We start from the raw sequence: 24,788 nt of genomic DNA on the forward strand, positions 1-24,788 counted from the left end.
CTCAGATGTGCGCGAGCACGTTCACCACGTTGCCGCCCGCGTCTCGGAAGAAGAATCGGCGCACGCCCCACTCCTCGTTGGTGATCTCGTACACGATCTCGAGATGTGCACCCACCGCGGCGCGGTAGGCCGCGTCGACGTCGTCCACTTCGAGAGACGCCGACGGATTCACCGGGCCGGTGGGGTCGACGGTGATCAGACTCAATTGCGCGGTGCTGTCCCCCGGTGACGCAAGTGTGGCGATCCAACCGTGGTTCATCACCACCTCCATTCCGGTGACCTGTACATACGCGTCCAGCGCCGCGTCGAGATCGGTGACCGTGAGCAGGGGCATCGCGCGCACAACGTCCATGTTCGGACTGTATCGCGCCGAAAGCGTCCCCGCGGGGACGTTCTCGACGGGCATCTCGCGCATGGGGGACGATGTTTCGATGCTGACGATCAAGGTAACTCTGGCCGACATCGAACCAGCGGTGTGGCGGCGGTTCACCATCAATTCCGACGCCACACTGCCCGAGCTACACGACGTCATCCAAGATGTCATGGGATGGGAAGACCGACACCTGCACATGTTCTTCGTCGGCGACGATCCCTATCGAACCAGTCGACGCTACGAGATGAAGTCCGCGCTCGAAGAGTGGGACGACGGCGCCGGGACGCTCGAGGACGGCGTTCGAGTGGACGAAGTCCTCGGTGCCGTCGGGGATCGTCTCGGGTACGAGTACGACTTCGGTGACGGATGGACACACCACCTGGTCGTCGAAGAAATATCGCCCGTTGCCGGTACTGCAGCCTGCCTCGACGGCGCCCGCGCCTGCCCACCCGAGGACTGCGGTGGCAGGTCGGGCTACGACAAACTGCTGAAGGTTCTGGCTGATACCGATCATCCTGAGCACAACCATATGAAGCAGTGGGCGGGCAGCTTCGAGGAACGCTTCGCGGTGGCCGACGCGAACAACAGAATCGCGTTGCGGCGCGCGGTGACGGAGTTGGCCGGCCGCGTGCGGGAGCGCCTACCCAAACTCGGCTCGCTTCTCGAACGCGGGCCCCTCGAGTATCACCCCGATCTGCCCGATGTCCTCGCACGCGTCGATTTCGATGTGGCACAGCTGGACCCCGTAGCGGCGGCATCGGCAATGGAAAAGCTGACATGGATGCTGGCGCGGGTGGGCGCAGACGGAATCACGCTGACTGCTGCGGGCTATCTCCCACCCAAAGACGTCGCTGCGATGCGTGCAGAGCTCGAGTGGGGTGCCGAATGGTTCGGAAGCTCCAACCGCGAGGTGGACCATCAGCAGGTGCACTGGCTTCGGGCTGCAGTGACGCAACTCGGGCTGGTTCGCGTGCTGAAGGGACGGCTACTTCGCACCCGGTTGGGCAACACCCTGGCCACCGACCCGCTCCGACTGTGGTCGCACGCCGCGGCTCGGATGCCCTTCGGCCGCGAGCAGTACGAGAAGGATGCAGGCCTGCTGCTGCTGGTTTCGGTTGCAGGGGGTTGCTTTGCGACCGAACGCAATTCGCTGATCCTACGAAGCCTCGAGGCCATCGGGTGGCGAATCCCCGAAAGCGAAAGACGCTACGCCCAGTACCTCGCTCGACCGACCTTCGACTTCCTCACTCTGATCGGCGCTGTGCCGTCGACTTTGGGTCGCGACGGGGCCGTACCGGATTGGGGACGCACTTTTGCCGTACATGCACTCGGCTCGTGAACCAGAAGGTGCTACCGGCCACTCGTCAGGTCATGCTGCGCGCCCTACGCGCCGCAGACGATCTCGATCGAGCGCCTCGAGCAGCAGGGGCGCCAGAAGGTCAGGTACGCAGAACTTGTCGTTCACCTTGACGAGCAATCCGAGGTCGAACATCGACATGAACCGGAGTGTCGCGACGGTCTGAATCACCTTGCTGTCGGACATCGTTCCCAGGACGACACCGTCGGATTCCCCTACCGGATCACCGACGAGGCTGCGCACGAGCACGGTGGTCGCCAACGTCGAGCCTGCCACGAGCTCGGACTGCACGGAATCATCGCCGGAGTCGTACACAGGCGTCAAGCAAGATGCGTACGCCTCGACCACGGCGGCGCGAGTTCGGTCCGCACTTGGAGACACCACCCAAGCTCCGGCTTCGGGTCCGCGGGTGTAAGTCTGGCCCGCGTGCTCGAGAACCCCGACCCTACGGGCGGTATCCAACACCGATCGATAGTTCACCATTGCCATGAAGTCAGGTTGTTCAGGGATGCTGTCGAAACCCGGAATCCCGAGCGCGGCAACGATCTCGGCCGAGTCGTCCCAGTAGTCGATTCGGGCCGATGGCGCGCGGCGCTCGGTCGCAGCCCACGATGCCAACCGTTGCAGGAGTGAGACCATTATCGGTGTACTCAGTGGGCTCGAGCGCCCCGGCGATATCGGAGAACTGGGCACCGACGCGAATGCAGACGGGAACCCGATCTCTCTCGAGATCTCTTCGTTCTGAGATGGCGACAACCGTTCGGCGACGACGAACGTGCCGAACAGATCGATGGCGCGACGAATCTCGTCGCGCTCCCATGGCGACCGCTCATAGTCATCGAGGTCCAAGTACTCGTGATCATCGAGACAGAACATGTCGATCGGAAAATCTGCGCCGTACACGCTCACGTTCCGCTCGCGGACCGACCGATCGACTGTCATTGCTGTCGCAAAAGCCGTCAACTGATCTGCGACCCAGGCATTCTCGATCAGCCAATCGGAGAAGTGAAGAAGCGCGCTCGGCCAAAATAGAGGTTCCCTTTCACGCTGAACCTGACTGTGGGCCTCGCGACTGGTCTTTCTGCTACGCGATCTGCGGTTGCTCATGATGTCCCCCCGGATGTGTGTGGTCGAGAGAGTAGACGAGGGGTACGACAAGCGAGCGAAGGCGGCTGATGACCCGCAATGCCGAGGATCTTCGAGGCATCGAGCAGATCGGCTCACCCGAGGACGTGGTGCGTGCTCCGACATCGGCGTTCGTCGCGCGTTTCCTGTCCGACGCCACCCTCGTCGACGGCGTTGTCGCAGACGGCACCTTCACTTCGGGCTCCCTCACACTCGAGGCGGAGGGCTCCGGACCCGGGACGCTCGCAATCCTGCCGACCGACATCGACATCGTGCCCGGATCTGCGGACGACACTGGTGAGGTCAGTGGCACCGTCACGTCGTCGTTGTTCGGCCGCGATGCGAGCGACGTCCTGGTGCACTGCGACGACGTCGACTTCCGCTGCTCGACGCGCGGGCCGCGGCCCGAGGTGGGCGAGACGGTCGGCCTGTCCGTGCGGCGATCCTTCTTCTATCCGCACTAGCGTCACCGGCCCGAAGGATCTGGCCATCCCCACATCGACGCTGTGACCCACCAGACAGGAATATTGTTTGCTTAGCGCATGTATGTATATATATGGTTGCAGACAGCAAGTAAATCGAACTCAGCGTTGGAGTACTCATGGCAGTTCAATCCACGACAGCGGAATCGCTCGTCGAAGAGGTTTTCCTCTTCGGGCGCACGCTGAAGCGGGCCGTGACCACCGGAGTCGAGGATTCACCGTTGCCGCAGGCGCTGACCGGAGTTCTGGCCATCCTCGCGACAGAGGGTGAATGCAGACAGACCGACCTCGCCAGCAGGCTCTGCGTCAGCCAGTCCGCCCTCAGCCGGCAGATCGCGGACCTCGTCGAACTCGGCTACATCGATCGGCATCCCGATCCGGACGACAGAAGAGCCTCCCGGGTCTGTGTGTCGGACGACGGCCAGGCTCGACTGAAACAGATTTGGGACAGGCGAGCTCGTCGCCTGGCAGAGATGTTGAGTGAATGGAGTGAAACCGAGGCTCTCGATGCCCTCGATTCCATCCGCAAGCTCAACGACACGTTCAACGAAGACGCCCACGCCCAGCACCAGGACGTGGCCCGCATTGAATTGATTGCGAGATAACCAATGACAACATCCGCGGAGAATCCGCCGAATCAGGCAATCGCCGATCCCGATGCGATGACGCATCGCCAGATCCTCGAAGCCCTCACCGGTCTGCTGGCCGCGCTGTTCACCGCGCTGCTGAGCACCACCATCGTCTCGACCGCACTTCCGACCATCATCGGTGACCTGAAGGGTTCGCAGACCGCGTACGCCTGGGTCATCACCACCGCCCTGTTGGCCAACGCCGCGTCGACGCCCATCTGGGGCAAGCTCGCCGACCTGTTCAACAAGAAGGTCCTGGTCCAGAGCTCGATTCTGATCTTCGTCGCGGGCTCGCTCATCGCCGGCTTCGCGCACAACGTTCCGGTGCTGCTCGCCGCACGTGTGGTGCAGGGCATCGGCATGGGTGGCCTGACGGCACTCGTCATCGCCATCATCGGAACCATCGTCTCCCCGCGTGATCGTGGCCGCTACTCCGGTTACACCGGTGCCGTCATGGCCGTATCGATGTCCGGTGGCCCCATCCTCGGCGGCGTCATCGTCGACAGCCCCCTCGGGTGGCGCTGGTGCTTCTTCGTCTGCGTCCCGTTGGCTGTCATCGCCCTCGGCCTGCTGCAGAAGACGCTGCACATCAAGACCGTCCGCAAGGACAACGTCTCCATCGACTGGCTCGGCGCACTTCTGCTGACCGCAGGCGTGTCCGTTCTCCTCGTGTGGGTTTCGTTCGCAGGCAAGGCCGACTACTACGCCTGGATCTCTCGTGAGACCGCGTACCTCGTCGGCGGCGGAGTTGCGCTGCTCGTCCTGACGATCATCGTCGAGGCTCGACACAAGTCGCCGATCATCCCGCTCAAGATCGTCACCGAGCGCACCACCGGCCTGGCCATCATCGCGTCCATCGCGGTCGGCGTCGGCCTCTTCGGAGCCACCACGTTCCTCGGCCAGTACTTCCAGACTGCTCGCGGCTACACCCCCACCGAAGCTGGATTGCTCTCCATCCCACTGGTGTTCGGCATGCTCGTCGCCTCCGTGGGCTCCGGTCAGCTGATCACCAAGTTCGGTCAGTGGAAGCCGTTCATCGTCACCGGCTCCATCTTGCTGGTCATCGGATTCCTGCTGCTGGGCACCATCGACCACGCCACCAGCCTGGTGACGGTCGGCATCTTCATCACCATCGTCGGTCTCGGTACCGGCATGCTGATGCAGAATCTCGTTCTCGCAGTGCAGAACACGGTCAGTGTGCAGAACGTCGGTGCAGCATCGTCGACGGTTGCCTTCTTCCGTACCTTCGGCGGAGCGATCGGCGTCTCGGTTCTCGGTTCGCTGCTGGCAACCCGGGTCGCCGAGAAGTCGGCAGCCGGTCTGGCGCAGCTCGGTGTGGACGGTTCGGCCGGAGGCGGCGGATCGCTCGACCTCACGGCACTGCCTGCTCCGATCGTCAGCGTCATCCGCACCGCATACGGCGACGCGACCGGACGCATCTTCATGATCGCCGGCTTCGTTGCGATCGTCACGCTCATCGCAGTGGTCTTCATCCCGAATCGCCCGCTGCGCAAGACGATCGACATCGCGTCGGCACCGGCGCAGGGACCCGTTACCGATCTGGACCAGAACAATCTCGACGCTGATGCTCAGGCACAGCCCGAGCGTCGGGAACAGCTCGCCGAGATCCCGTCCTTCGGGGCGACTCAGGATTACGTCGGAGCGCAGTACGGCAACGAACGGCGCTTCGAGCGTCGCAACGAAGGTCGCCACGAGGCTCAGCCGGGTCAGCGTCCCTTCGATGGACTGAGCACCGATGCCCGTGATCGACTGCTCACGCTGCTGCTGCCCCAGCCCGAGGACACGTTGACCGCTCTCGACGAGGCCGAGGCCATTCGCGCCGAGGTGATCGAGCTGCAACAGGAGCTCGACGCCAAGATGCTCGACTTCGATGCAGTGTGCGAGCGACTCCGCCGACTCGGACTCAGCGAGCAGCAGGTGGCTCGGGTGTTGGGAGACAACCACATTCCCGACAGCCACAATCACTACGCCAACGCCGGACTGAACGGCCACAGCGTCAACTGATCTGCCACAGAACAGCGAAAGGCCCCGCACACCCGAAAGGGAGTGCGGGGCCTTTCCTCGTCCGTCTACCGACTACTACCGGCCGGGTATGTACTTCAGCGCTTTGACGAAGGGAGGCATGATCTTTGCCCACAGCTTCGGCGGAAGTCCGCGCGGTCCACCGAGATTGAGCAGGCGGGTCGTCGCGATGGTCTGCGGCTCGGTGTACTTGAGCAGTCCCTCGTTTCCGTGCCTACGGCCCATGCCGGAGACGCCCATTCCGCCCATCGGCGCACCGGTGGTGCCCCACGTCGGCGCGTAACCCTCGTCGACGTTCACCGTGCCCGCATGCAGACGTGCGGCAATGGCCTCGCCCTGAGCCTTCGTCTTGGCCCAGACACTTGCGTTCAATCCGTAGTCGGTGTCGTTGGCCTTCGCAATGGCCTCGTCGACGTCGGCGACGGGGTAGATCGACACCAGCGGCCCGAAGGTCTCGGTCGCCGCACACTCCATGTCCTCGGTGACGTTCGTCAGCAACGTCGGCTCGTAGAACAGCGGGCCGATGTCGGGACGCGCCTTGCCGCCCGCGACGACCGTCGCGCCCTTGACCTTGGCGTCGTCGACGTGCGCCGAGACCGTCTTGATCTGGTCCTCGGAGATGAGGCTGCCCATTTCGATGCCGAACTCGTAATCGGCACCCACGGTCATGTTGCGTACCCGCTGGCCGAACTTCTCGGTGAACTCGGCGGCGATCGACTTCTCGACGTAGATGCGCTCGATGGAGATGCAGAGCTGACCGGAGTTGGAGAAGCAGGCGCGCACTGCCGCGTCGGATACTTCCCGCAGGTTCGCGCCCTTCGCGACGATCATGGCGTTCTTGCCGCCGAGCTCGGCGGAGAAACCGATGAGTCGACGCCCCGCCTGCTCGGCCAGGAGCTGGCCGGTGGCCGTGGAGCCGGTGAACATGACGTATTCGGTGTTCTCGACGATCGCGGTGCCCACCACCGAGCCGGGGCCGGGGACCACGGCGAACAGGTCGCGGGGCAGACCGGCCTTGTAGAGCAGCTCGACGCAGGCCAGCGCGCAGTACGGCGTCTGGCTGTCGGGCTTGAGCACGACGCCGTTACCGGCCAGCAGCGCCGGAATGGCGTCGGACACCGCGAGGGTCATCGGGTAGTTCCACGGCGAGATGATTCCGACGACGCCCTTGGGCTGGTACCGAACGCGAGTCTTGGTCAGCACGGGAAGCATGCCGGTGACCTTCTTCGGGGCCAGCAGTTTGGCGGCGGTGCGTGCGTAGTGCCGCGAGGTCATCGAGATGTCGAGGACTTCCTCGAGGGCGGCGGCGCGGGACTTGCCCGTCTCGGCCTGCGCCATGTCCATGAGCTCGTCGCGGTGCGCGAGCACCAGGTCGCGGTAGCGGTGGAAGATCTCTGCGCGCTCGGAGACCGGGCGCTTGGCCCAGGCCGCCTGAGCGGTACGAACGCGCGCGATCGCAGCCAGAGCATCTGCAGCCGTGCCGACCGGAATGGTCGCCAGCTCCTTACCGGTGAACACCTCGGTGATCGTCTTGGTGGGACGCGAGTCCGCGTCGGGAATGGCGATGAGATCAGCGAGCCGGGAAAAGGTCGCAGTGGACGGAGCAGGCATTTTTGCATCCCTACTGATGAGTAGTGTTCGGAGTAACAGACAACCTACCTGGTCTTCGGCTCAGTTCACAGGGCCGATGTTCCCTGACCCTGTGGCACGATGGGCGGTGGTCTACTCCGACGTCGGGGCGTTCGGAAGCAACAGGGTGGGGAATCCATGCGCAAGGCACTAGTTCTGGCCGGAGCAGCAGCACTGATGGTGGCATTCGCGGGGTCTGCGCAGGCAGATCCGGTCCAAGATTTCATTGCTCCGCCGAGCGATCCGGCTGCGTATCTCCCCTCGTCACTCGGCGATCCGTGGTTCGATCCGCCGGCGGGATACGAGAATCTCGTGCCCGGCACTGTCCTCGCTCGACGCGATGTCGCGGTGACGCCCGAGGCCTCGTCCGTCCAATTGCTCTTCCGCTCCACCGATTCGAAGAATCGTCCCATCGCAGCGGCGACGACGGTGCTGACTCCCACTGCGCCGTGGACCGGTGGTGGAGATCGCCCCGTCATCGCATACAACGAGGCGACGGATTCACTCGGCAACAAATGCGCGCCGTCGTACACCCTCCCGCGAGGCAACAACAAAGAGATCGATCAGGTCCGGATCCTGCTCGGCCGCGGTTACACCGTGGTGATGACGGATTATCAGGGGCCGCGTCAGGCTTATTCGGCCGGTCTCGTGTCGGGGCACACCGTGCTCGACGGTCTGCGTGCCTCCCGGACTGCAGGCGTGAGCGCGGATGCACCCATCGGCATCACCGGATATTCCGGCGGTGCGATCGCCTCGGGCTGGGCGGCGCAGTTGGCACCCGAGTACGCACCCGAGCTGAACATCGCCGGAGTCGCGTTCGGCGGTCCGCCCACCGATTACAAGATTCTGCAGACGTCGTTGAACGGTCAGATCGGGTCGGGCTTGTTCACTGCGGCGACGATCGGACTGTCCCGGGAGTACCCGGAGATGCGGCAGCTCGCCAACGACAACGGCAAGCGACTGGCGCTGGCACAGAAGGATCAATGCGTGGATGTGTTGTCCTACAGCGGACTACTGCTGTTGGACCAGCGAAATCTCTCCAACGTCCCGGACGTCTTCGCGCATCCGATCACCACGGCCGTCGTCGAGGAAAACCGCATGGGCCAGACGAAGCCGGACGCGCCGGTGTACATCTACCAGGGCCTGCAGGACTTCCTCATTCCCAAAGAAGGTGCCGAGGCCGTGCAGGATCAGTGGTGTGCAGCAGGAGCGTCGGTACATCTGGAAGAGGTGCCCGGCGACCATTCACTGGCCCAGACCAACGGCCGTCCCGGTGCCTACGACTGGCTGGCGCAACGCCTGGCCGGTGTACCCACCTCGGGTTGCGAACGTGTGATTCGCTAGAGGTCCATAACGAATTGTTTTTCGTCTTGACCCTCACGCCACGGGAGGCAGCACAGTGTCCTTCGTGAGTGATTCGTCCGCGAACAGTTCGGTTGACGTCCAGGTCGGCATGCAGGTCGGCGCGGTCTCGAAGTTGGTGGGTGTCAGCGTCAGAACGCTGCATCACTACGACGAGATCGCGTTGGTGGTGCCGTCGGGCAGAACCCCCAAGGGCTATCGGACGTACTCGTCGGCCGATGTCGAACGGCTGCATCAGGTACTGACCTACCGCGAACTCGGGTTCCCACTCGACGTCATTGCAGCGTTGCTCGACGACCCGGCCGTCGACGCGATGGCGCATCTACGTCGGCAGCGCGAGATGCTCGGCGAGCGGATCGATCACTTGCACGCAATGGCTGCGGCCGTGGACAAGATGATGGAGGCGAAGAAGATGGGTATGCAATTGACTCCCGAGGAGCAGCGCGAAATCTTCGGCGACAACTGGCCCGGCGAGGAATACGCCGAGGAGGCCGAGCAGCGCTGGGGCGAAACCGACGAGTGGAAGCAGTCTCAGCAGCGGACGGCGTCGTTCACCAAGGACGATTGGAAGGCCGTCAAGGAAGAGACGGACCTCCTCGAAGCCGATCTCGCTGCCGCGATGCAGCGGGGTGTGTCGCCGGATTCCCCCGAAGCCGGGGTACTGGCCGAACGTCATCGGGCGTCGATCGAGCGGTACTACGACTGCGGTTACGAGATGCAGGTGAACCTGGCGGAGATGTACATCGCCGACGAGCGATTTGCCAAGCACTACAACGATATCGCCGACGGTTTGGCGCAGTACCTTCGCGACGTTATCGTCGCGAACGCCGCTCGTCAGAGCTGACTCGTCTCGATCCGCACCCCTTTTCGGAATCCGCGCCTCCTGCAGGGGGTGCGGATTCCGACCCGGGGCGTAGATGTCCGGGCGAACGCTGCTCTTCAGAGTTGACGCGAGCGGCAGGCGGCATTCATCTGCCAGTCCCAGTGGTCAGAGATAGGTTGCATTGCTTGTCTTTTCATCGAACTCTCGTATGGATCAGACACCGAGGAGACTGCGGGCATTGTCTACTGTGACGGCGCGCCAGTTCTCCAGTCCACCGTCCGCGGCACCGGCGTCGAGTGATCGCAGTTGTTCTTGCACAGCGGCGATCGGCGTGAAGCAGTAGTCGCTGCCGTAGACCAGACGATCGGGTCCGACCGTCGAGAGCAACGCCGGCAGCTGCCGCGGAACCGGCGTACCGGCGAGGTCGAACCACAAGCGCTGCAGTACATTCGGCGTCGACGGGGTACCGAGACCGACCTGCGTCCGGAAGAAGTCGACCCGATCCGCCAACAGCGGCAGTACTCCACCACCGTGAGTGAACACCCAGCGGATGTGAGGGAACCGATCGACCACGCCCAGCAGAATCAAGTCGATGACGGTTCGCGCTGTGTCGAAGAGGAATTCGACCATCGGAGCGGGCCTACCGAGCGCTACCGCAGCTGCATTCGGCGGCGAGGTGGGATGCACGAAGACCACCGCCGAACGCGCATCGAGCGCGGTGAGCAGTGGCGTCAGCACCGCGTTGCCCAGATACATGCCGCCGGCGTTCGACATCACGGTGACCCCGTCGGCACCGAGCCGATCGAGAGCCCGAATGGCCTCGACCGTCGAGTCGACGACGTTCGGAAGGGGCAGCGACGCAAAGAATCCGAGTCGTGGCTGACCCTGGGCAACTCCGGCTCCGAAGTCATTGACCCGTCGGGCCAGATCGGCAGCCTTACCGTCGTCCCCGAAGTGCACCCCAGGGCTCGACACGGACAGGATCGCACTGTCGATCCCGCACCGGTCCATCATCTGCAGATGCTCGGTCACCGACCAGGACGGCCACTTCGGCATGCCGTCGGGAAAGACGATGCCGGACGCGAGTGCTTCGCGCAGATAGAAGTCGGGGACCATGTGCGAGTGCACGTCCACTACTCCCCCGGCGGCAGGCTTCGGTGACGCCGACGCGGTCGCTGCGGACAGAGCGACTCCAGAGAGCGTGGCTGCACCGAGCGCGCCGAGCAAGGTTCTGCGATCGATCACGGTCTACGTCCTTGTCGTCGACACCACCCGGTCCGAACTGACGCTATCGTCACATATGAGAATATTCGCAGTCAACGGTGACTTGTACCAACTGATGTAGGACTAGCATGGCGCGATGGCGACCGAACGTACGAAGCCCAGTCCTGCGCAATTTTTGGGGTACTCGTTCGGTCGGGTCCTGCCCCCGTCGATGCAGGATTGGGTCCGAAACGACCTCGTCGGCAACGGTGCCCAGGTGCGCTACCTGGCCCGATTCACGGTCCCCGTCATCCCGTTGCTGCTGCTGTTCCTGCTGATTCCCGGCCCGCTGTGGATGTCGCTGGCGATGATGGCGTTGCTGTTCATTCCGCTGGTGTACTTCGCGATAGCGCTGATGAACGTCTATCGGCGGCACCGGTTGCTCATTCACGGCCTCGATCCCCAGTTGATCAACGCCAAGGCGCAGAGCCGTGTCGACCGCACCCGGGACGACTACGAGCGACGTCACGGCCGCGGCTGACGATCGGACGTTAGTCTTCTGCGCATGACTTCACCTGTGGAATTCAAAGCAACCGCTGATCTGGCCGACGAGATCGGTCCCGACATCCGCAGCTGCGACACCCAGTTCATCCAGTTCGGCAAGCACACCGAGTTCGCCGGACCCATCACCACCATCCGCTGCTTCCAGGACAACTTGCTGGTCAAGCAGACGTTGAGCGAGCCCGGCAACGGCGGCGTTCTCGTGGTCGACGGCGACGCCAGCATCCACACCGCGCTGGTCGGCGACATCATCGCCGGGCGGGGTGTCGACAACGGCTGGGCAGGCGTCATCGTCAACGGTGCTGTGCGGGACTCGGCGATTCTGCGCACCCTCGATATCGGCGTCAAGGCATTGGGGACGAACCCACGCAAGAGCACGCAGACGGGATCGGGCGAGAAGAACGTGCCGGTGACCTTCGGCGGCGTCACCTTCACCCCCGGCGAGATCGTCTACAGCGATCACGACGGAGTGGTCGCAGTCTGATCCGACGCGAAAGGGACGGCCGCGGTGCCGTCCCTTTCTGTTGCGTCTTTGTACGACGTCGGTGCTACTTCACGAACGCGAGAAGCGCGTCGTTCACTTCCTGGAAGTGTGTCCACAGCAGCCCGTGGGGTGCGCCGTCGACCTCGACGTACGTTGCCTCCGGGAACGCCTCGTGGAACGGGCGGCCGGTGGAGTCGATCGGCAGGATGTTGTCGGCCGTGCCGTGCAGGATCAGCGTCGGCTTGCCCGATGCGCGGACCTTCTCGACGTCTCCGCGAAAGTCTTCGAGCCAGGTGGGCACGACGGCATAGGCCGCGACGGGCGCGCTGGTGGTGGCGGTGTTCCAGCTGGCGCGCACGGTGGCCTCGCTGATGCGGCTGCCGAGGTTTTCGTCGAGGTTGTAGAAGTCCTTGTAGAAGTTCTCGAACCAGGTGAAACGATCCTCGCGCGCTGCGGTCTCGATGCCGTCGAACACCGACTGCGGAACGCCGGTGGGGTTGTCGTCGGTCTGTAGCAGGAACGGCTCGAGCGAGGCGAGAAACGCGAACTTGGCGACGCGATCGGTGCCGTACTTCGCGGCATACCGAGCCAGTTCACCTGTGCCCATGGAGAATCCGACGAGGATGACGTCGTTCAGGTCGAGCTCGGTGAGCACCTTGTCCAGGTCTGCAGCGAAGGTGTCGTAGTCGTAGCCGACGGTGGGCTTGCTCGACTGCCCGAATCCGCGGCGGTCGTAGGTGATGACGCGGTAGCCGGCATCGAGCAGCGCACGCGACTGGCGCTCCCAGGAGTTGCCGTCGAGCGGGTAGCCGTGGATGAGCACAACCGGCTGGCCGGAGCCGTGATCCTCGTAGTAGACCTCGACGGGGGTGGAGTTCTCGGTTCCGACGTTGATGTACGCCATGATCCTGCCTTCCTGTGTCCTGAACATCGAGAGGGAGAACGGTCGTTCTCTCCGTGTGTGGACTACTGTAGAGAACGTTGGTTCTCTCGGCAAGGGGTAAGCGATGACCATTACGGAAATCGGACGGGCACAGGTGGTGAACGCCGCGGACGAACTGTTCTATGCGCGCGGCATCCAGGCCGTCGGCATGGATGAGCTGCGCACCGCAGCGGGAATCTCTCTCAAACGCATGTACACACTGTTTCCGTCCAAGACGGCCATCGTGGCCGAGGTCCTCCGTGGCCGCACTGCCCAGTGGAACGACGGGATCCGCGCCGAGGCGGACCGACACGACACGCCGCGCGGAAAGCTGTTGTCCATCTTCGACTTCCTGGATCGATGGTTCCGAGAAGACGACTTTCGCGGGTGCGCGTTCATCAACTCCTTCGGCGAACTGGGCGCAACCATGCCCGAGGTCGCCGACGCCGCGCATCAGCACAAGAAACGTTTCATCGAGTACGTCACCGCCTTGGCCGTCGAAGATGGATGCGAGCCGACCGTCGGTCTGCAAATCGCACTTCTCGCCGAGGGTGCTCAAACCACCGCCGCCATCACCGAACTGGCCGAATCCGCCTCTGCAGCAAAGACTGCGGCCGAGGTTCTGTTGAATTCGAGCGCGAAGTGACCGGCATCGCGGATCACTGACATTTGACACTGAAATTGTCCGATTCGGGACGTTAGTGTCGAATCCATGAGCAAGCTACGAGTCCTCGCCGCCCTCACCGTCTCGACGTCCCTGCTGGTCAGTGGATGCACGTCGTCCGACGAGCCCTCAGCCGTGCAGGCGACCTCTACGACGACGTCGAGTGGGAGCATCAGGACCGACGACGTCCAGGCCGCTCTGGACGCCCTGGTCGATGCAGGGTCCGTCGCCGCCGTCGCGCAGGTGCGCGACGGCGAGGATTCCTGGTCGGGAGCGGCAGGACTCGTCGAGCGTGATGGCACCGAGCCGGCGGCTGCCGATGATCCGGTGCGCATTGCAAGCGTCACCAAGTCGATGGTCGCGGCGGTGGTGCTGCAGCTCGTCGACGAGGGAAAACTGCAGCTCGATCAGCGGGTCGACGAACTCCTTCCGGGTCTGCTGTCCAAGTCCGTCACCGTCCGACAACTGCTCGACCATACGAGCGGAATACCCGACTACCTCACCGGACTCGATACGGCGCAGCAGATCGCTTCTCGCGCCGATGATTCCGTCACCGATCATGAGCTGATCTCGAAGGCATCGGCCATGCCGTGGACAAGTGAACCGGGCCAGGAGTTCAGCTACTCGAACACCAACTACGTTCTACTCGGGCGGATCGTGGCCGATCTCGATGGGAAGCCCGTCGGACAGTCGTTGCAGGACAGGATCTTCGATCCTCTACAGATGACCTACACCACTTACCCCACCGACGCCGATATCGCCGGCGATGCACTGCACGGCTACGTGCTGGAGAACGGGATCTACACCGACGTCACCGAATACGACGCGAGTATCTGGTCCTCGGGTGCTGCTGTGGTGTCCACGGTCGGCGATCTGAACACCTTCTTCAGAGCGCTGTTCGAGGGCACACTGCTACCTCGCAACATGGTCGACGACATGCAGGTGGTCAGCCCCTCCGGCTACGGCCTCGGATTGCTGCTGGGAGTCGATGCCTGCGATCCAGAGTCCGGTGAGCTGGTGTTCGGCCAGCGCGGCAACGGCTTCGGATATCGCACTTTTCAGTTCTCGAGTCCCGACGGCAACCGTCAGGTGTCACTGGCCTGGACCACAGCCGCGGCGACCCCGGGCACCGATCCACTGCTACAACCCGCATCCGAAGCACTGATCGCCGGACTGGCATCGACCTGCCCGGCGTAGTTAGAGGGTCGTCACCCAGCCGTGTACTTCGTCGCTCGTGAGTGCAGCCTGGTGACGCTTCCGCAGAGTGAGCGTCACCGGGCCCGACTCCTTGGTTCCTATTGCGCGGCCGTCGATTTCGTACACCGGGGCAACCCCGGCCGACGTGCCACACACGAAGACCTCGTCGGCGATGTACAGCTCGGTGAGGTCGACGGTGCGCTCCTGAACCGTCATTCCTTCTTCGCGCGCCAACGTCAGGAGTGTTCGACGGTTGATGCCATCGAGAATGTCGCTGGTGACGTCAGGCGTGATGAGCACTCCGTTTCGGACGAGGAAGATGTTGGCGGCACTGAGCTCGCAGACGTGTCCGTTGATGTCGAGGAAGACGCAATCGTCGAACCCACTGTCGATGGCATCCTGCTTCGCCAGAACGGAATTGATGTATGCCCCGTTGACCTTCGCGCGCGACGGAATCGCATAGTCGGGGATGCGACGCCACACACTGGTCTTCAACCTCATACCGTTTTGCGGCACAATGGGATTGGCGTCATAGAGGAAGATCGACACTGTCGTGTGCAGGCCACGGACCCGTGTTCCGGGAATGGACTCGTCGACGTGGACGGTTGCCCGCACGTACACCTCGTCGGTCGGGACGTTGGCGGCGATGACGTCGCGTGTCGCCTGTACGAACCGCTCGAAACTCCACTGTGACGCGAAGGTGTCGATGCCGATGATCTTGCAGGACTCGACGAGTCGCTGGTAGTGATCGAGCAACCGGAAAGCGGTGCGCCGATCTCCGTCCACCTGCACCGGAAACACGGTGTAGACACTCAGGCCGTAGAGGACGGCCGAGGTCGCGACCCCGAGTGTCGCGTCCTTCGCATCGACCAGTCTGTCGCCGAAATACACCTTCGAGTGCGGGAGTGCCATGCGGCGATGCTAGTCGCCCGGTGAGTCCAAGCGACAACGCATTTACTTCTCTATGGTCGAGTACATGAGCGAACGCACAGTACCCTGGCCACCCCTTGGTCGTTCCGCAGGCTCCACCCCCGCCCGCACCCTCTGGAACGACGGCCCCGAGGTGGGTGCCATCGGCTTGGGCTGCATGGGAATGACCTGGGCATACAAGGCAGACGACCGAACGGAGTCCCCCGATCGCGTCATCGGGCACGCCCTGGACCTGGGTGTGAACTTCATCGACACCGCCGATGTGTACGGACCGTTCACCAACGAGGAAGTCGTCGGCGCAGCCATCGGCAGTCGACGCGACGAGGTGGTGCTCGCGACCAAGGGCGGATTGACCTCCCACATCGGCGACGCCGGAGAGCCGGTCATTTCCGGCCCCAACGGCAAGCCCGAGCATCTGCGGTCTGCCATCGACGATTCGCTCCGACGGTTGGGCGTCGACCACATCGATCTGTATTACCTGCACCGTCCCGATCCTGAGGTCGACGTCGAAGACAGTATCGGCGCGATGGCGGAGGCCGTGCAGGCCGGAAAGGTTCGCGCACTGGGTGTTTCGGAGTTCACCGTCGAGCAGCTCGATCGGGCTCAGCGGGTGCATCCGATATCCGCTGTGCAGTCGGAGTTGTCGTTGTGGACACGCGACCACCTGGCCACGTCGCTGAAGTGGACGCAAGACAACGGTGCGGCATTCGTGCCGTTCTCGCCGCTGGGCCGAGGGTTTCTGACGGGCAACTTCCGCGGAACCGTACCCGCTGCAGATGATTTCCGCTCTCGACTGCCGCGTTTCAGTCACGACAACCTCGATGCGAACCTCGTCATCGTCGACGCCATCGCGGCCATCGCCGACGAGCTCGGTGCGACGCCTGCGCAGGTGGCCCTGGCATGGGTGCTGGCGCAGGGAGAGCACGTGGTGCCGATTCCCGGCACTCGCCGCACTTCACGTCTGGACGAGAACGCCGGTGCCGCCTCGCTCACGTTGAGCTCCGAGCACCTCGCCGCGCTCGACGCATTGCCTGAGCCCGCTGGTGGCCGGTATTGAGATAACGCAGGTCGATCCGTCGACGGATCGGTTGTCGGCCGAGAAAATCCTGGCCGTACAGAGGAGTGCGTATGCTGTCGAGGCCGAGCTCATCGGCGACGACCGCATCCCACTACTGCACGAGTCGGTGGATGATCTGTGTGCAGCACAGGTCCACTGGCTCGTCGCGCGTGATCTGGACGAAATCCTCGGTGCCGCTGCGTGGTCCGGTTCCGAGATCGACCGTCTGGTGGTGGCTCCACACGCACATCGCCAGGGCATCGGTCGAGCGTTGGTCGAGTCGATACTGAATTCAATTGCAGGACAACGACTGCGAGTCGCAACGGGACGCGACAATGGACCGGCCCGTCGCCTGTACGAGTCCCTCGGCTTCGTGCACAGCCAGAATCAAGAGGTGTTGCCGGGACTGTGGCTGGCCCGCTACGAACTCAACCGCTCAGAGCCCAGACGACTACAGCGATGACCGCCCCGAACGCTGCGGAGCCGGCCAACACGGCTCCGTGCCGAGATCGTTCTCCGATCATCAGAAGCAAGGCCGTCGACGCCGCGACTCCCACCGCTACGGCGAACACGAGATTGAATGCCCTCGCCGAGTCCATTCCGAACGCGAACCGCGCTGCCAGCCCCAGCAGAATGACCACCGCGGCCATGACGAAAGTGGTGGCGATACTGCTTCGCACTTTCACGAGTTCTCCAGACGTGTTCGGGCCCAAAACCAGATCAGCGCACCGGAGATCGGCATGACAAGCACCAATAGGCACCACCAGAGTTTTGCGCCCTTACGCGACTGAGTACTGCGAACTATCGACACCCAGGCGACAGCAACGAGCATGAACCACAGAACAATTGCAGCAATCCATACCAAATCGAACGCCAGCGGAACGGTGGGATTGCTGCCGTCCATTGTTTCCACTCCCTTTGCCTCGAATAGCCAGCCTATCGATCTTGCTCGGCGTTAGGCTGCGACCATGACCGCCTGGATCGAAGTTCTTACGGCCATGACCACTGAATCGACCATACCGATGCGGGGCACTATCGAGGAGATCCACGAAGCAGGAAGTCCCGAGTCCTTCCGGCACGGATTCGCCTACAGTGGCACTCCACCCGTGCTGATCGCACCCGAAGATAGCTGTCGGGTATGGCGATCCGGGCGCAAGACACGCGTCGCACGTCTCGACGGCAGTCCCATCTTCATCAGTGACGGTACGCGGGCCTGGGACTTCACGGGCCCGGCCGACCGACCACGCGTCGGACCGCTTGGCAGGGTGATGTATCTGGGGCCTAGCCAATTCTTGTTGCAGCAACGCAGTACCGCCGAGTGGACCGGAAACGAATTCGCGCAACCGATCGGCACGGTGGAGACGGTCGAGTTCGCCGGACGCGATTGTTGGACAGTGCAATTGGCTCCTCCCGATGGGAAACCGTATCCGCTTCGCATCTGGGTCGACGTCGAAACCGGGTTCATCCTGGGCGACCTCATCGACGAGGCAGGAATCGGTTCGCAGTTCGTCGAACTCGCTGTCGGCGAACCGATCGACGACACGATGTTCGTCTGGGACGGGCCGGCGTACACGGGCGAGGAGTATCAGCAGATACTAGAGGACGAGTCGAGAGCGCTGCGGCACACGCACGCGCAGTGGTTCAGAGAGAACGTGGCGCCGACGCCATTGATCGTGCGCGCACCGCTCGATTTCACTCCCGAGTACGTGCATTTCGCAGAGGCCGGCGACGGGGGCTTCGATACGAGCAATCGGAGAACACTGTTGGGACGTCGCCCTCGCAGTGGCGAGGGATGGGCACCGAAGTGGGGAGTGTCGCATTACGTTTGGTCCACTCCGGACTGGGATTGGGCTGCCGGAGCGACAAACGGACAGCTCGATGATCTTGCAGTCCTCGAATTGCAACATTCATTACATCCTGGAGAGCCGGTGGACCGTGGTCGGAGAGTCGCTGGACGCGCTCACGAGTAGCCTCAACTCTCATGACCTCGTTGAAAGGCGCATGAGCGACCATCGCACGCTGGTCGTGCACATCTCGGCGTCGGTGATCGGTGACGGAGAGATCGACCCGCCCCGTGTGGGTTCGGTGTTGACAGGCCCATTGCGTTTCGTAGAGCTACCCGAGAACGAGCGGCAGGTCGTCAGGATATCGGCGAGCCTCGAACCGTCGGGGCAGGAGCCGATCTGGCAATACACGGGGCAGAAGTCCCCTCGTCGCTGGGAATGGACCGGACTGCTTCGCGGCGACGGCTGGACTGCGTCATGGCGCGGATTCACCGCCAGGACTGGGCAAGTCGAGTTGACCGGCCGCTTCTACGGCGTCTTCGGCTACGACACCGAGGGGTGGTTTCGCGGTCGAGTGACCCGAGCTCAATTGGTGTCGGAGCGCTACCAGTTGATTCCCGGCGAGGGTTGGGTCATATGCCCTGGTCACCGTGCCACTCGGGACGTGGAGGAAGTCCGGCGAATGTTCGGCCACGAGTCGATGCGCGAGGACGGTGACCCCGTCGACCAGGAGAACAGCGTCATGATCGATCTCGATCTCGACGACGTTCCGCATCTACCGACCCGCCCGAGCATCGTGCCGGGAGACGTGGCCGCTGCCGGCGGCGTCACCTGGGTTCTCGACGCGGAATTGCCGCTGGTAGTCAGCATCGATTCGGAAGGTATTGCTGCCGAACATGTTCTACCGGCCAGGATCGGTGGTTCGCGCTCCGTCTGGGCCACCGAAGCAGGGTGCTGGGTCGGCGGAATGGACGGAATGTTCTGGATTCGCCTCGGTCAGGAAGCAGTTCGGGTCGATACCTTGCCCGCGCTCATCGGATCCGTCAACGGGGGGCTGTTGCTCGTCTGTGCCGGATCGGCAATGTGGCGTCTGTACACACCGGGTTCGGATTCGGCGGCCGTCGCGGCTGTCGCGGGCCACGTCAATTCCATAGCTGTGGAACGTGATGGTTGGGTCGTCTGCGTTCAGCCTCCCGCGGAATCAGTGGTGCGCCTGGTTCGGGTGTCAGGGACGGGGCATTCGACCATCGGACCAGTCATTCCGCAGCTACCTCGCGGCCACGGAAATCCTTATCTTGCGGGCGATCCACTTCGTCTGGTCCGAGGAGTCGACGTTGCATTCGTCGAACCGGACCTCACCATTCGCGACGACGGTAAACAACTGGGGCGCAGCCAGTTTCACGGTGGTCAGCTCGGTCGCTTTGCCTGGACGATCGGGCATCCACCCGACGGCACTTCATCAGCGGGGTGGTGGCCGCTCTCTGGCCCGGTCACCTACGAACGAGGCGAACAGTTCTGGTTGTTCACCATCTATGACGCGACGACCTTGACGCCACTGACGAGCGTTCCCGTGATCGCGACCAGCCCGAGCGTCGCGATCGACGACGTAGGTCGGATTCTGGTCATCGCGCGTGGGGTCCAAGTACTTCGACACGACGATCCGGTGCTGCGATGGCCCGTGAAGCTCGATATCGCAGCAATGCTCGACGATTCGATGTCGGGCGAACAGCAGAGGTGACCGCAGGTTGCCGCAGAGGGAGCTAGCTTTGCAGGCATGACTTCTGCCGGCGGCGCGATTGCATTGGCTCTCTTCGGCATGGCTCTCGTGTCGATCGTCAGTGACACAGGCACCGGCTGGCTCATCAAGCTGGCGTGGGTAGTGGTGGCAGTGATCCTGCCCATCGTCGGCCCGATCCTGTGGTTCGCAGTCGGGAAGCACTATCCGTATGGGGTGAACGGCGGCAACAGCTGAGAGTTCAGTATCCAGTCGCATTGCGTAGGTCGATGTTGATCAGATGGCTTACCTGGTCGCGAAGCCACTCGACCGTCTGCGGGTTGGGGGCGGGTGTGTGGGCCAACAGCGTCCAGCGAAGTCGGGTTGCTGCGGTCAGATCGAACTGCACCAGGATGTCGGGAAGACTCGGCCACGGCGAGCTCCACACCACGCGGTCGAACTCGCTGCTCTCGACGATGCGCGGCGGCGGCTCGCCGTCGAGCATCACCGGCCAGGCGAACCCTTGATTCTTCGGATGCACGTCTGGGCGCATCAGTGCCTTCCAGACGAAGAAGACCGGCGGCGACAACTCCGCAGTCCTGCTGGCGAGAACCATCATGGGGTTACCGTACGCGGGCACCGACTCGGGAGCCCTCCTATTTTTCGCGCACGCCGGTGCGGGCGGTCGCGATGTACTGACAACAGACAGAGCTGTGCCCTGACGCTTGTGTGGGTCGTCAGGCGGGTTGTCGTGGTTCTTCGTCGCCGGTGTCGCCGGTGTCGCCTGTGTCGTTGTGGTGGTCGGGTGGGTAGAGGACTTCCTCGGGGTGGTGTGCGTGATTGATCAGCCCGCGGCGTGTGGGGTCCATTCCGGTGGGTGGGTGCCACAGGGTGCGGCCCGGATAGCGGTGTCGTGCTGTGGTTTTGGTGGTGGCCCACTTTTCGGGTCCGGTGCCGACGAGTGCGTGGTGCATGTCGCAGGCGAAGGTGAGGGAGTCGATGTCGGTGGGTCCGCCCTCGACCCAGTCGTCGAGGTGGTGGGACTGGCACCAGGTCGCCGGGCGGGTGCAGGAGGGGAAGCTGCAGCCGCGGTCGCGGGCGATGAGGACGATGCGTTGGTCGGCGGAGGCGATGCGTTTGGATCGGCCGAGGTAGAGGGCTCTGCCGTTGTCGTCGAAGATGGTGAGGTAGTGGTGGGCGTGCGAGGCCATGCGGATGGCGTCGCGGATCGAGACGCGTGATCCGGTGGCGGTCATGGCGTAGCCGCAGCCGGCGTCGAGGTCTTTCAGGGTCATGGTGACGATGGCGGTGACGGGCAGGCCGCGGTGGGTGCCGAGGGTGCCGGAGGCGAGGGTGTGCCGGAGCGTCATCTTCAGGGCATCATGGCGGCGTTCGTTCTGGGTGCGTAGATCCCGTGCGGCGGCAGCGTCACGTATATCTGCTGCGTCGTCTGAGTCAGTAACGCCGTCGGGTTCAGCAGCGCTGTCGGAGCCGGCATCGTCGTTGGTGTCGTTGGTGTCGTTGGTGTCGGGCGTGCTGTGTAGCGTTGTGCCGCAACCACAGTCACTACTGTCGGCGCATTCACCCTCACCGCGGTCGTCGCCACTGCGGTCTTCGCCACTGCGGTCGTCGTCACCGCAAAAGTCGTCACCGCAGAAGTTGGCACCGTTGTCGTCGGTCCCATCCCACAGGTATTCGTCACCCGATCGAGCATCGCCGGATCCTGCCTCGTCGGGCATCGGCCCGGGCTTTGGCGTAGCCGTACTGCCGTCCCCGCCGTCGTCCCTGTCCCCGCCGCCGTCCCAGCCGCCGTCCTCGTCGCCGGTGGTCTCATCCTCGTGGACGATCGATGTCGGGTCGGCAGGGTTGTTCACTCCCGGCTTCGCGGCTTTCGAGAACAGGGCTTCGAGGTAGGCCCGTAGCTCCGAGTCGACGCAGAACTTCCCCTCGGACATTCCGTCGGAACCCTGCTCACCGAGGTAGAAGAACGCATCCCGTTTCCGTGGCCTCGGCTTTGCGTTCTTGTCTTCGTCTTCGTTCTCGTCGAAGTCGCCGTCGGGGTCGAGGATCGAGTCAAGGTGCGCGACCAGTGGTGCGAAGTCGTCGGGCCGTCTGGTCGAGGCGAGACCGACCAATTGCTGTTCGGCGCGATCGCGGGTCTGCGGATCGACACTCGACGGTAGGTGCCGGAAGAATTCGCGGATCATCTGCACGTGCTGGGCATCGAGCAACCCTGCCCGCACCGCTGCAGCGGTGTGTGGCAGCAAAGGCGGTAGCGGTTCGCCGGACAGTGCGGTGCGGTCACCCAACTCTGCGGCCAGACGTACTCGCGCACCGGCCGCGCGTGGGGTGATTCGCAGCATCCATGCCACCGAACACGGCACCGAACCCGGATAGACATCGAGGCCGTGTTGTGCGATCAGTTCGTTGAGCCAGGTGTGCGAATACGCCGTCACAGAGCGCGACACAGTGTCCATGCGTTGGATCACCGCACGCCGGTCGGCATTCGACCATGCCACCGACGCCTGCCCCGCCAACTCGGCGACCGCGGACTCGACACGGTCCACCAGCACCGACAGTTCGGGGTCGGACACGACGGGGGCAGGCGGCACCGTGTCGATGCCGTCCACCCCTGATCCGCCGTCCCCCGAAAGCATGAACAGAATCTACCGCGACCCACCGACAAGTTTTCGAACGCACGTGCGACAACATAATGACGAATGCCCCCGGGCCCCGAACCGGACATCTGCACGGTGACACTGGTAGAGGATGAAAGCATGCTGACGATTCCGAATCGCACGAGCGGAGTCCGTCGCTCGGTGATCGTGGCGGGAAGTCTTCACCTCGCCTGGTGGTGCCTCAGCTTGGCTGCTGGCGCGCTGGGCATCGGCAACGACGCCATCGGCGATGTCGTGAGCACCTGGAATATCACTACGGCAGCCGGATTGGTCATTCTCATTCCAGCTGCCTTTTTCTCCGTAAACGGAGGCTTCGAGCTTGCCTCCCCCGGCCGTCTTCGTCACGCCCGCTGGTATGCGACCGTTGGATTGGCTCTGGCGATGGCCTTCTACCTGTTGATGGTGCTGAATTCGATTATTGCTATCGTCGGCGATTCAGCCCTTCGCGACCCGGACAGCTGGAGTCCCGAATTGTCCTCGGTGGAGCAGTGGGCGGTTGCGGCACCGTACGCAGCTTTCATGATCCCAACAGGCGCAACGCTCGCAGCGCTGTGGACTGAGCGCAGCAGGCAGGCAGGATCCGTCACCTAGCCATCTTTGCTTGCGAGATAGGTCGACCAATCCACACCGGATATCGGTAGCGTCAGGTATGTGGAATCGAAAACCGATCGGGCGGAATGGTCGGGATAGCGATCTGCAGCATGATGTCTCGCGGGCCGAATGGCTGAAAGACAACCTCGACGGCGTCGCGAGGACCACGGTGGGCTCGCTGGTCCCCACTGTGTTCGACGCCTATGCCTGCGTCCAGTATCCCGGGCGCAACGGCACGCCGAATCTCCTTTCGCGGGCGAAAACCGTTGCAGCCTGGCATGTTCAGCTGGCATCCATCACCGAGGTTCTCGCTCGAAGCACGAAAACACCCGACGAATGCTGGTTCGCCGTCTGGGAAGGCAACACGGCACTCGATGACATTCGCGTGACGGCACCGACCGAGGAAATCGCCGGCTACAACTATTTCCTGTTGAGGGGCCCGATCGAACGCGCAACGGACATCCTCCGTGGGTTGTCACCGAATCTGTGGTGGCCCAACGACCACGCGTGGTGTGTAGCTCAGCACTTCGACTTCCCCTGTGCCTATATCGGGGGCAGCAGGGATGCTGTTGCGGACCTTCTCGCGTTCACAGATATCGATTCGTCGCCGGTCCGCGTCGACCAGATCATCACCGTGAACTACGACCAGCACATCGACTGAGATACCTCAACCAGTCGATGCAACGGTCTCGACAGTCGATACTTTCCATCGAACTCCGAATCCCGCAGGTATTGAATCCCTTTCGTGGTACTCCAGCGCACCGCTGTACGTCACACTGAACGCGCCGGGATGTCGCGTCGGGATCAATTCCCGTCGTTGCACGAGAAGACCGGCCCGATCATGGATGCGGAGGGTGCCTCGCGGCCGCGTCCGAAAGTCCAACCACAGATACCTGTCCCACACCAGGCAGCCGTGTAACGTCACATCACCGACCAGGCCGCCGTCGCCCATCATCGTGGTGAAGCCGTTCCCGAGATGCGCCACCCACTCCGTCAGACCGTCCACAGTGACAGTCTCGACCCGAGCCGGCACCTCGGCACACATTTGCGCCGGCAGGTCCATCTGGTCGGGTGACGCCCAGTACGTGGTGGGAGTAAACACCGCGCCTACGGCAGGCTCGTCAGGCCACGGTTCCATGTCCTCGAGCATCCACAGTTGCGACATATCAAGCAAACTCAC

General features: G+C 63.2%; 28 protein-coding genes. 17 read left to right on the plus strand and 11 right to left on the minus strand.

From position 1 onward, the window contains the following. Position 1: 1 nt before the first annotated feature. On the minus strand, positions 2-352 hold the full coding sequence (locus tag K414_RS0104560) for a VOC family protein (protein WP_027494871.1): 351 nt from the start codon (positions 350-352) through the stop codon (positions 2-4). Between the two features lie 79 nt (positions 353-431). Here K414_RS0104560 and K414_RS0104565 point away from each other — a divergent pair, with 79 nt between their 5' ends. Further along, a complete protein-coding gene (locus K414_RS0104565; RefSeq protein ID WP_161631776.1) occupies positions 432-1,712 on the plus strand; it encodes a plasmid pRiA4b ORF-3 family protein in 1,281 nt (426 codons plus the stop codon). Between the two features lie 30 nt (positions 1,713-1,742). Here K414_RS0104565 and K414_RS0104570 read toward each other — a convergent pair whose 3' ends face one another. Next, on the minus strand, positions 1,743-2,639 hold the full coding sequence (locus K414_RS0104570; RefSeq protein ID WP_032371722.1) for a hypothetical protein: 897 nt from the start codon (positions 2,637-2,639) through the stop codon (positions 1,743-1,745). 266 nt (positions 2,640-2,905) lie between these two features. Here K414_RS0104570 and K414_RS0104575 point away from each other — a divergent pair, with 266 nt between their 5' ends. The 3 genes from K414_RS0104575 to K414_RS0104585 all read left to right on the plus strand — a co-directional run bounded on the left by K414_RS0104575 (position 2,906) and on the right by K414_RS0104585 (position 5,991). Then, positions 2,906-3,319 carry a hypothetical protein gene (locus K414_RS0104575; protein ID WP_027494874.1) on the plus strand — a complete coding sequence of 138 codons (414 nt, stop codon included), beginning with the start codon at positions 2,906-2,908 and terminating at the stop codon, positions 3,317-3,319. 137 nt (positions 3,320-3,456) lie between these two features. Continuing rightward, positions 3,457-3,942 (plus strand): MarR family transcriptional regulator, encoded by a 486-nt coding sequence (locus K414_RS0104580; protein ID WP_027494875.1) that lies wholly within the window; start codon positions 3,457-3,459, stop codon positions 3,940-3,942. A gap of 3 nt (positions 3,943-3,945) precedes the next feature. Next, the gene (locus K414_RS0104585; protein WP_027494876.1) at positions 3,946-5,991 is read left to right on the plus strand and encodes an MDR family MFS transporter; all 2,046 of its coding nucleotides are present in this window, start codon (positions 3,946-3,948) and stop codon (positions 5,989-5,991) included. 75 nt (positions 5,992-6,066) lie between these two features. Here the strand turns inward: K414_RS0104585 and K414_RS0104590 are convergent, their stop codons facing one another. Then, complete coding sequence (locus K414_RS0104590; protein ID WP_027494877.1) at positions 6,067-7,620, minus strand: succinic semialdehyde dehydrogenase; 1,554 nt, start codon at positions 7,618-7,620, stop codon at positions 6,067-6,069. A gap of 156 nt (positions 7,621-7,776) precedes the next feature. On the opposite strand from K414_RS0104590, the gene K414_RS0104595 reads away from it, so the two are divergent. Next, positions 7,777-8,982: a lipase family protein gene (locus tag K414_RS0104595; RefSeq protein ID WP_027494878.1), complete on the plus strand. Its 1,206-nt coding sequence runs from the start codon at positions 7,777-7,779 to the stop codon at positions 8,980-8,982. Between the two features lie 109 nt (positions 8,983-9,091). Then, a complete protein-coding gene (locus tag K414_RS0104600; RefSeq protein ID WP_027494879.1) occupies positions 9,092-9,844 on the plus strand; it encodes a MerR family transcriptional regulator in 753 nt (250 codons plus the stop codon). A 192-nt stretch (positions 9,845-10,036) separates the two neighbouring features. On the opposite strand, the gene K414_RS0104605 is transcribed toward K414_RS0104600, so the two are convergent. Then, positions 10,037-11,068: an amidohydrolase family protein gene (locus K414_RS0104605; protein WP_237606130.1), complete on the minus strand. Its 1,032-nt coding sequence runs from the start codon at positions 11,066-11,068 to the stop codon at positions 10,037-10,039. 115 nt (positions 11,069-11,183) lie between these two features. On the opposite strand from K414_RS0104605, the gene K414_RS0104610 reads away from it, so the two are divergent. Together K414_RS0104610 and rraA are read left to right on the plus strand one after the other, a co-directional pair. Continuing rightward, the gene (locus K414_RS0104610; RefSeq protein WP_027494881.1) at positions 11,184-11,567 is read left to right on the plus strand and encodes a DUF5313 family protein; all 384 of its coding nucleotides are present in this window, start codon (positions 11,184-11,186) and stop codon (positions 11,565-11,567) included. A gap of 24 nt (positions 11,568-11,591) precedes the next feature. Continuing rightward, the gene (gene rraA, locus K414_RS0104615) at positions 11,592-12,071 is read left to right on the plus strand and encodes a ribonuclease E activity regulator RraA (RefSeq protein WP_027494882.1); all 480 of its coding nucleotides are present in this window, start codon (positions 11,592-11,594) and stop codon (positions 12,069-12,071) included. A gap of 64 nt (positions 12,072-12,135) precedes the next feature. On the opposite strand, the gene K414_RS0104620 is transcribed toward rraA, so the two are convergent. Beyond that, entirely contained in the window at positions 12,136-12,975 is an 840-nt protein-coding gene (locus K414_RS0104620) for an alpha/beta hydrolase (RefSeq protein ID WP_027494883.1), read from the minus strand. Positions 12,976-13,078: 103 nt separating this feature from the next. Here K414_RS0104620 and K414_RS0104625 point away from each other — a divergent pair, with 103 nt between their 5' ends. Then, the gene (locus K414_RS0104625) at positions 13,079-13,639 is read left to right on the plus strand and encodes a TetR/AcrR family transcriptional regulator (protein ID WP_027494884.1); all 561 of its coding nucleotides are present in this window, start codon (positions 13,079-13,081) and stop codon (positions 13,637-13,639) included. 66 nt (positions 13,640-13,705) lie between these two features. Next, entirely contained in the window at positions 13,706-14,854 is a 1,149-nt protein-coding gene (locus tag K414_RS0104630; RefSeq protein ID WP_027494885.1) for a serine hydrolase domain-containing protein, read from the plus strand. On the opposite strand, the gene K414_RS0104635 is transcribed toward K414_RS0104630, so the two are convergent. Then, on the minus strand, positions 14,855-15,766 hold the full coding sequence (locus tag K414_RS0104635; RefSeq protein WP_027494886.1) for an aminotransferase class IV: 912 nt from the start codon (positions 15,764-15,766) through the stop codon (positions 14,855-14,857). 64 nt (positions 15,767-15,830) lie between these two features. On the opposite strand from K414_RS0104635, the gene K414_RS26030 reads away from it, so the two are divergent. Further along, positions 15,831-16,841 carry an aldo/keto reductase gene (locus tag K414_RS26030; protein WP_051365311.1) on the plus strand — a complete coding sequence of 337 codons (1,011 nt, stop codon included), beginning with the start codon at positions 15,831-15,833 and terminating at the stop codon, positions 16,839-16,841. Then, positions 16,828-17,304 carry a GNAT family N-acetyltransferase gene (locus tag K414_RS26035; RefSeq protein ID WP_051364943.1) on the plus strand — a complete coding sequence of 159 codons (477 nt, stop codon included), beginning with the start codon at positions 16,828-16,830 and terminating at the stop codon, positions 17,302-17,304. Before K414_RS26030 ends, K414_RS26035 begins: the two co-directional genes overlap by 14 nt. Here K414_RS26035 and K414_RS0104650 read toward each other — a convergent pair. Together K414_RS0104650 and K414_RS0104655 are read right to left on the minus strand one after the other, a co-directional pair. After that, positions 17,270-17,527: a hypothetical protein gene (locus K414_RS0104650; RefSeq protein WP_027494887.1), complete on the minus strand. Its 258-nt coding sequence runs from the start codon at positions 17,525-17,527 to the stop codon at positions 17,270-17,272. The genes K414_RS26035 and K414_RS0104650 overlap by 35 nt on opposite strands. After that, positions 17,524-17,745 (minus strand): PLDc N-terminal domain-containing protein, encoded by a 222-nt coding sequence (locus K414_RS0104655; protein WP_027494888.1) that lies wholly within the window; start codon positions 17,743-17,745, stop codon positions 17,524-17,526. Before K414_RS0104655 ends, K414_RS0104650 begins: the two co-directional genes overlap by 4 nt. Before the next feature lie 64 nt (positions 17,746-17,809). On the opposite strand from K414_RS0104655, the gene K414_RS0104660 reads away from it, so the two are divergent. From K414_RS0104660 to K414_RS0104670, 3 genes are read left to right on the plus strand one after another with little or no spacing between them, the layout of a single operon-like run. Then, positions 17,810-18,811 (plus strand): hypothetical protein, encoded by a 1,002-nt coding sequence (locus K414_RS0104660; RefSeq protein WP_027494889.1) that lies wholly within the window; start codon positions 17,810-17,812, stop codon positions 18,809-18,811. Positions 18,812-18,842: 31 nt separating this feature from the next. Then, positions 18,843-20,363, plus strand: coding sequence for a hypothetical protein (locus tag K414_RS0104665; RefSeq protein WP_027494890.1), 1,521 nt, complete (start codon positions 18,843-18,845; stop codon positions 20,361-20,363). Between the two features lie 36 nt (positions 20,364-20,399). Then, the gene (locus tag K414_RS0104670) at positions 20,400-20,597 is read left to right on the plus strand and encodes a PLDc N-terminal domain-containing protein (RefSeq protein WP_027494891.1); all 198 of its coding nucleotides are present in this window, start codon (positions 20,400-20,402) and stop codon (positions 20,595-20,597) included. A 4-nt stretch (positions 20,598-20,601) separates the two neighbouring features. On the opposite strand, the gene K414_RS26040 is transcribed toward K414_RS0104670, so the two are convergent. Beyond that, positions 20,602-20,958 carry a hypothetical protein gene (locus tag K414_RS26040; protein WP_051364944.1) on the minus strand — a complete coding sequence of 119 codons (357 nt, stop codon included), beginning with the start codon at positions 20,956-20,958 and terminating at the stop codon, positions 20,602-20,604. Between the two features lie 118 nt (positions 20,959-21,076). Further along, positions 21,077-22,996: an HNH endonuclease signature motif containing protein gene (locus K414_RS28100; protein WP_051364945.1), complete on the minus strand. Its 1,920-nt coding sequence runs from the start codon at positions 22,994-22,996 to the stop codon at positions 21,077-21,079. Between the two features lie 120 nt (positions 22,997-23,116). Here K414_RS28100 and K414_RS0104685 point away from each other — a divergent pair, with 120 nt between their 5' ends. Both K414_RS0104685 and K414_RS28105 read left to right on the plus strand, forming a co-directional pair. After that, on the plus strand, positions 23,117-23,608 hold the full coding sequence (locus tag K414_RS0104685; RefSeq protein ID WP_152530360.1) for a hypothetical protein: 492 nt from the start codon (positions 23,117-23,119) through the stop codon (positions 23,606-23,608). Between the two features lie 169 nt (positions 23,609-23,777). Further along, a complete protein-coding gene (locus K414_RS28105) occupies positions 23,778-24,269 on the plus strand; it encodes a hypothetical protein (protein ID WP_152530361.1) in 492 nt (163 codons plus the stop codon). 6 nt (positions 24,270-24,275) lie between these two features. On the opposite strand, the gene K414_RS0104695 is transcribed toward K414_RS28105, so the two are convergent. Beyond that, positions 24,276-24,788, minus strand: coding sequence for a hypothetical protein (locus tag K414_RS0104695; protein WP_237606131.1), 513 nt, complete (start codon positions 24,786-24,788; stop codon positions 24,276-24,278).

The sequence above is a fragment of the Rhodococcus sp. JG-3 genome (assembly GCF_000482405.1).
GTDB classification, from domain to species: Bacteria; Actinomycetota; Actinomycetes; order Mycobacteriales; family Mycobacteriaceae; genus Rhodococcoides; species Rhodococcoides fascians.

Excerpts from the sequence above, each read along its gene's own strand:
- K414_RS0104595 (WP_027494878.1), top strand. The coding sequence starts at position 7,777 with ATGCGCAAGGCACTAGTTCTGGCCGGAGCAGCAGCACTGATGGTGGCA.
- K414_RS0104585 (WP_027494876.1), top strand. The coding sequence starts at position 3,946 with ATGACAACATCCGCGGAGAATCCGCCGAATCAGGCAATCGCCGATCCC.
- K414_RS0104610 (WP_027494881.1), top strand. The coding sequence starts at position 11,184 with ATGGCGACCGAACGTACGAAGCCCAGTCCTGCGCAATTTTTGGGGTAC.
- K414_RS0104565 (WP_161631776.1), top strand. The coding sequence starts at position 432 with ATGCTGACGATCAAGGTAACTCTGGCCGACATCGAACCAGCGGTGTGG.
- K414_RS0104590 (WP_027494877.1), bottom strand. The coding sequence starts at position 7,620 with ATGCCTGCTCCGTCCACTGCGACCTTTTCCCGGCTCGCTGATCTCATC.
- K414_RS28100 (WP_051364945.1), bottom strand. The coding sequence starts at position 22,996 with ATGCTTTCGGGGGACGGCGGATCAGGGGTGGACGGCATCGACACGGTG.
- K414_RS0104560 (WP_027494871.1), bottom strand. The coding sequence starts at position 352 with ATGGACGTTGTGCGCGCGATGCCCCTGCTCACGGTCACCGATCTCGAC.
- K414_RS0104635 (WP_027494886.1), bottom strand. The coding sequence starts at position 15,766 with ATGGCACTCCCGCACTCGAAGGTGTATTTCGGCGACAGACTGGTCGAT.
- K414_RS0104575 (WP_027494874.1), top strand. The coding sequence starts at position 2,906 with ATGACCCGCAATGCCGAGGATCTTCGAGGCATCGAGCAGATCGGCTCA.
- K414_RS0104600 (WP_027494879.1), top strand. The coding sequence starts at position 9,092 with ATGCAGGTCGGCGCGGTCTCGAAGTTGGTGGGTGTCAGCGTCAGAACG.
- K414_RS0104630 (WP_027494885.1), top strand. The coding sequence starts at position 13,706 with ATGAGCAAGCTACGAGTCCTCGCCGCCCTCACCGTCTCGACGTCCCTG.
- K414_RS0104670 (WP_027494891.1), top strand. The coding sequence starts at position 20,400 with ATGACTTCTGCCGGCGGCGCGATTGCATTGGCTCTCTTCGGCATGGCT.
- K414_RS0104620 (WP_027494883.1), bottom strand. The coding sequence starts at position 12,975 with ATGGCGTACATCAACGTCGGAACCGAGAACTCCACCCCCGTCGAGGTC.
- K414_RS0104685 (WP_152530360.1), top strand. The coding sequence starts at position 23,117 with ATGCTGACGATTCCGAATCGCACGAGCGGAGTCCGTCGCTCGGTGATC.
- K414_RS0104660 (WP_027494889.1), top strand. The coding sequence starts at position 17,810 with ATGACCGCCTGGATCGAAGTTCTTACGGCCATGACCACTGAATCGACC.
- K414_RS26040 (WP_051364944.1), bottom strand. The coding sequence starts at position 20,958 with ATGATGGTTCTCGCCAGCAGGACTGCGGAGTTGTCGCCGCCGGTCTTC.
- K414_RS0104665 (WP_027494890.1), top strand. The coding sequence starts at position 18,843 with ATGAGCGACCATCGCACGCTGGTCGTGCACATCTCGGCGTCGGTGATC.
- rraA (WP_027494882.1), top strand. The coding sequence starts at position 11,592 with ATGACTTCACCTGTGGAATTCAAAGCAACCGCTGATCTGGCCGACGAG.
- K414_RS26030 (WP_051365311.1), top strand. The coding sequence starts at position 15,831 with ATGAGCGAACGCACAGTACCCTGGCCACCCCTTGGTCGTTCCGCAGGC.
- K414_RS0104580 (WP_027494875.1), top strand. The coding sequence starts at position 3,457 with ATGGCAGTTCAATCCACGACAGCGGAATCGCTCGTCGAAGAGGTTTTC.
- K414_RS0104655 (WP_027494888.1), bottom strand. The coding sequence starts at position 17,745 with ATGGACGGCAGCAATCCCACCGTTCCGCTGGCGTTCGATTTGGTATGG.
- K414_RS0104625 (WP_027494884.1), top strand. The coding sequence starts at position 13,079 with ATGACCATTACGGAAATCGGACGGGCACAGGTGGTGAACGCCGCGGAC.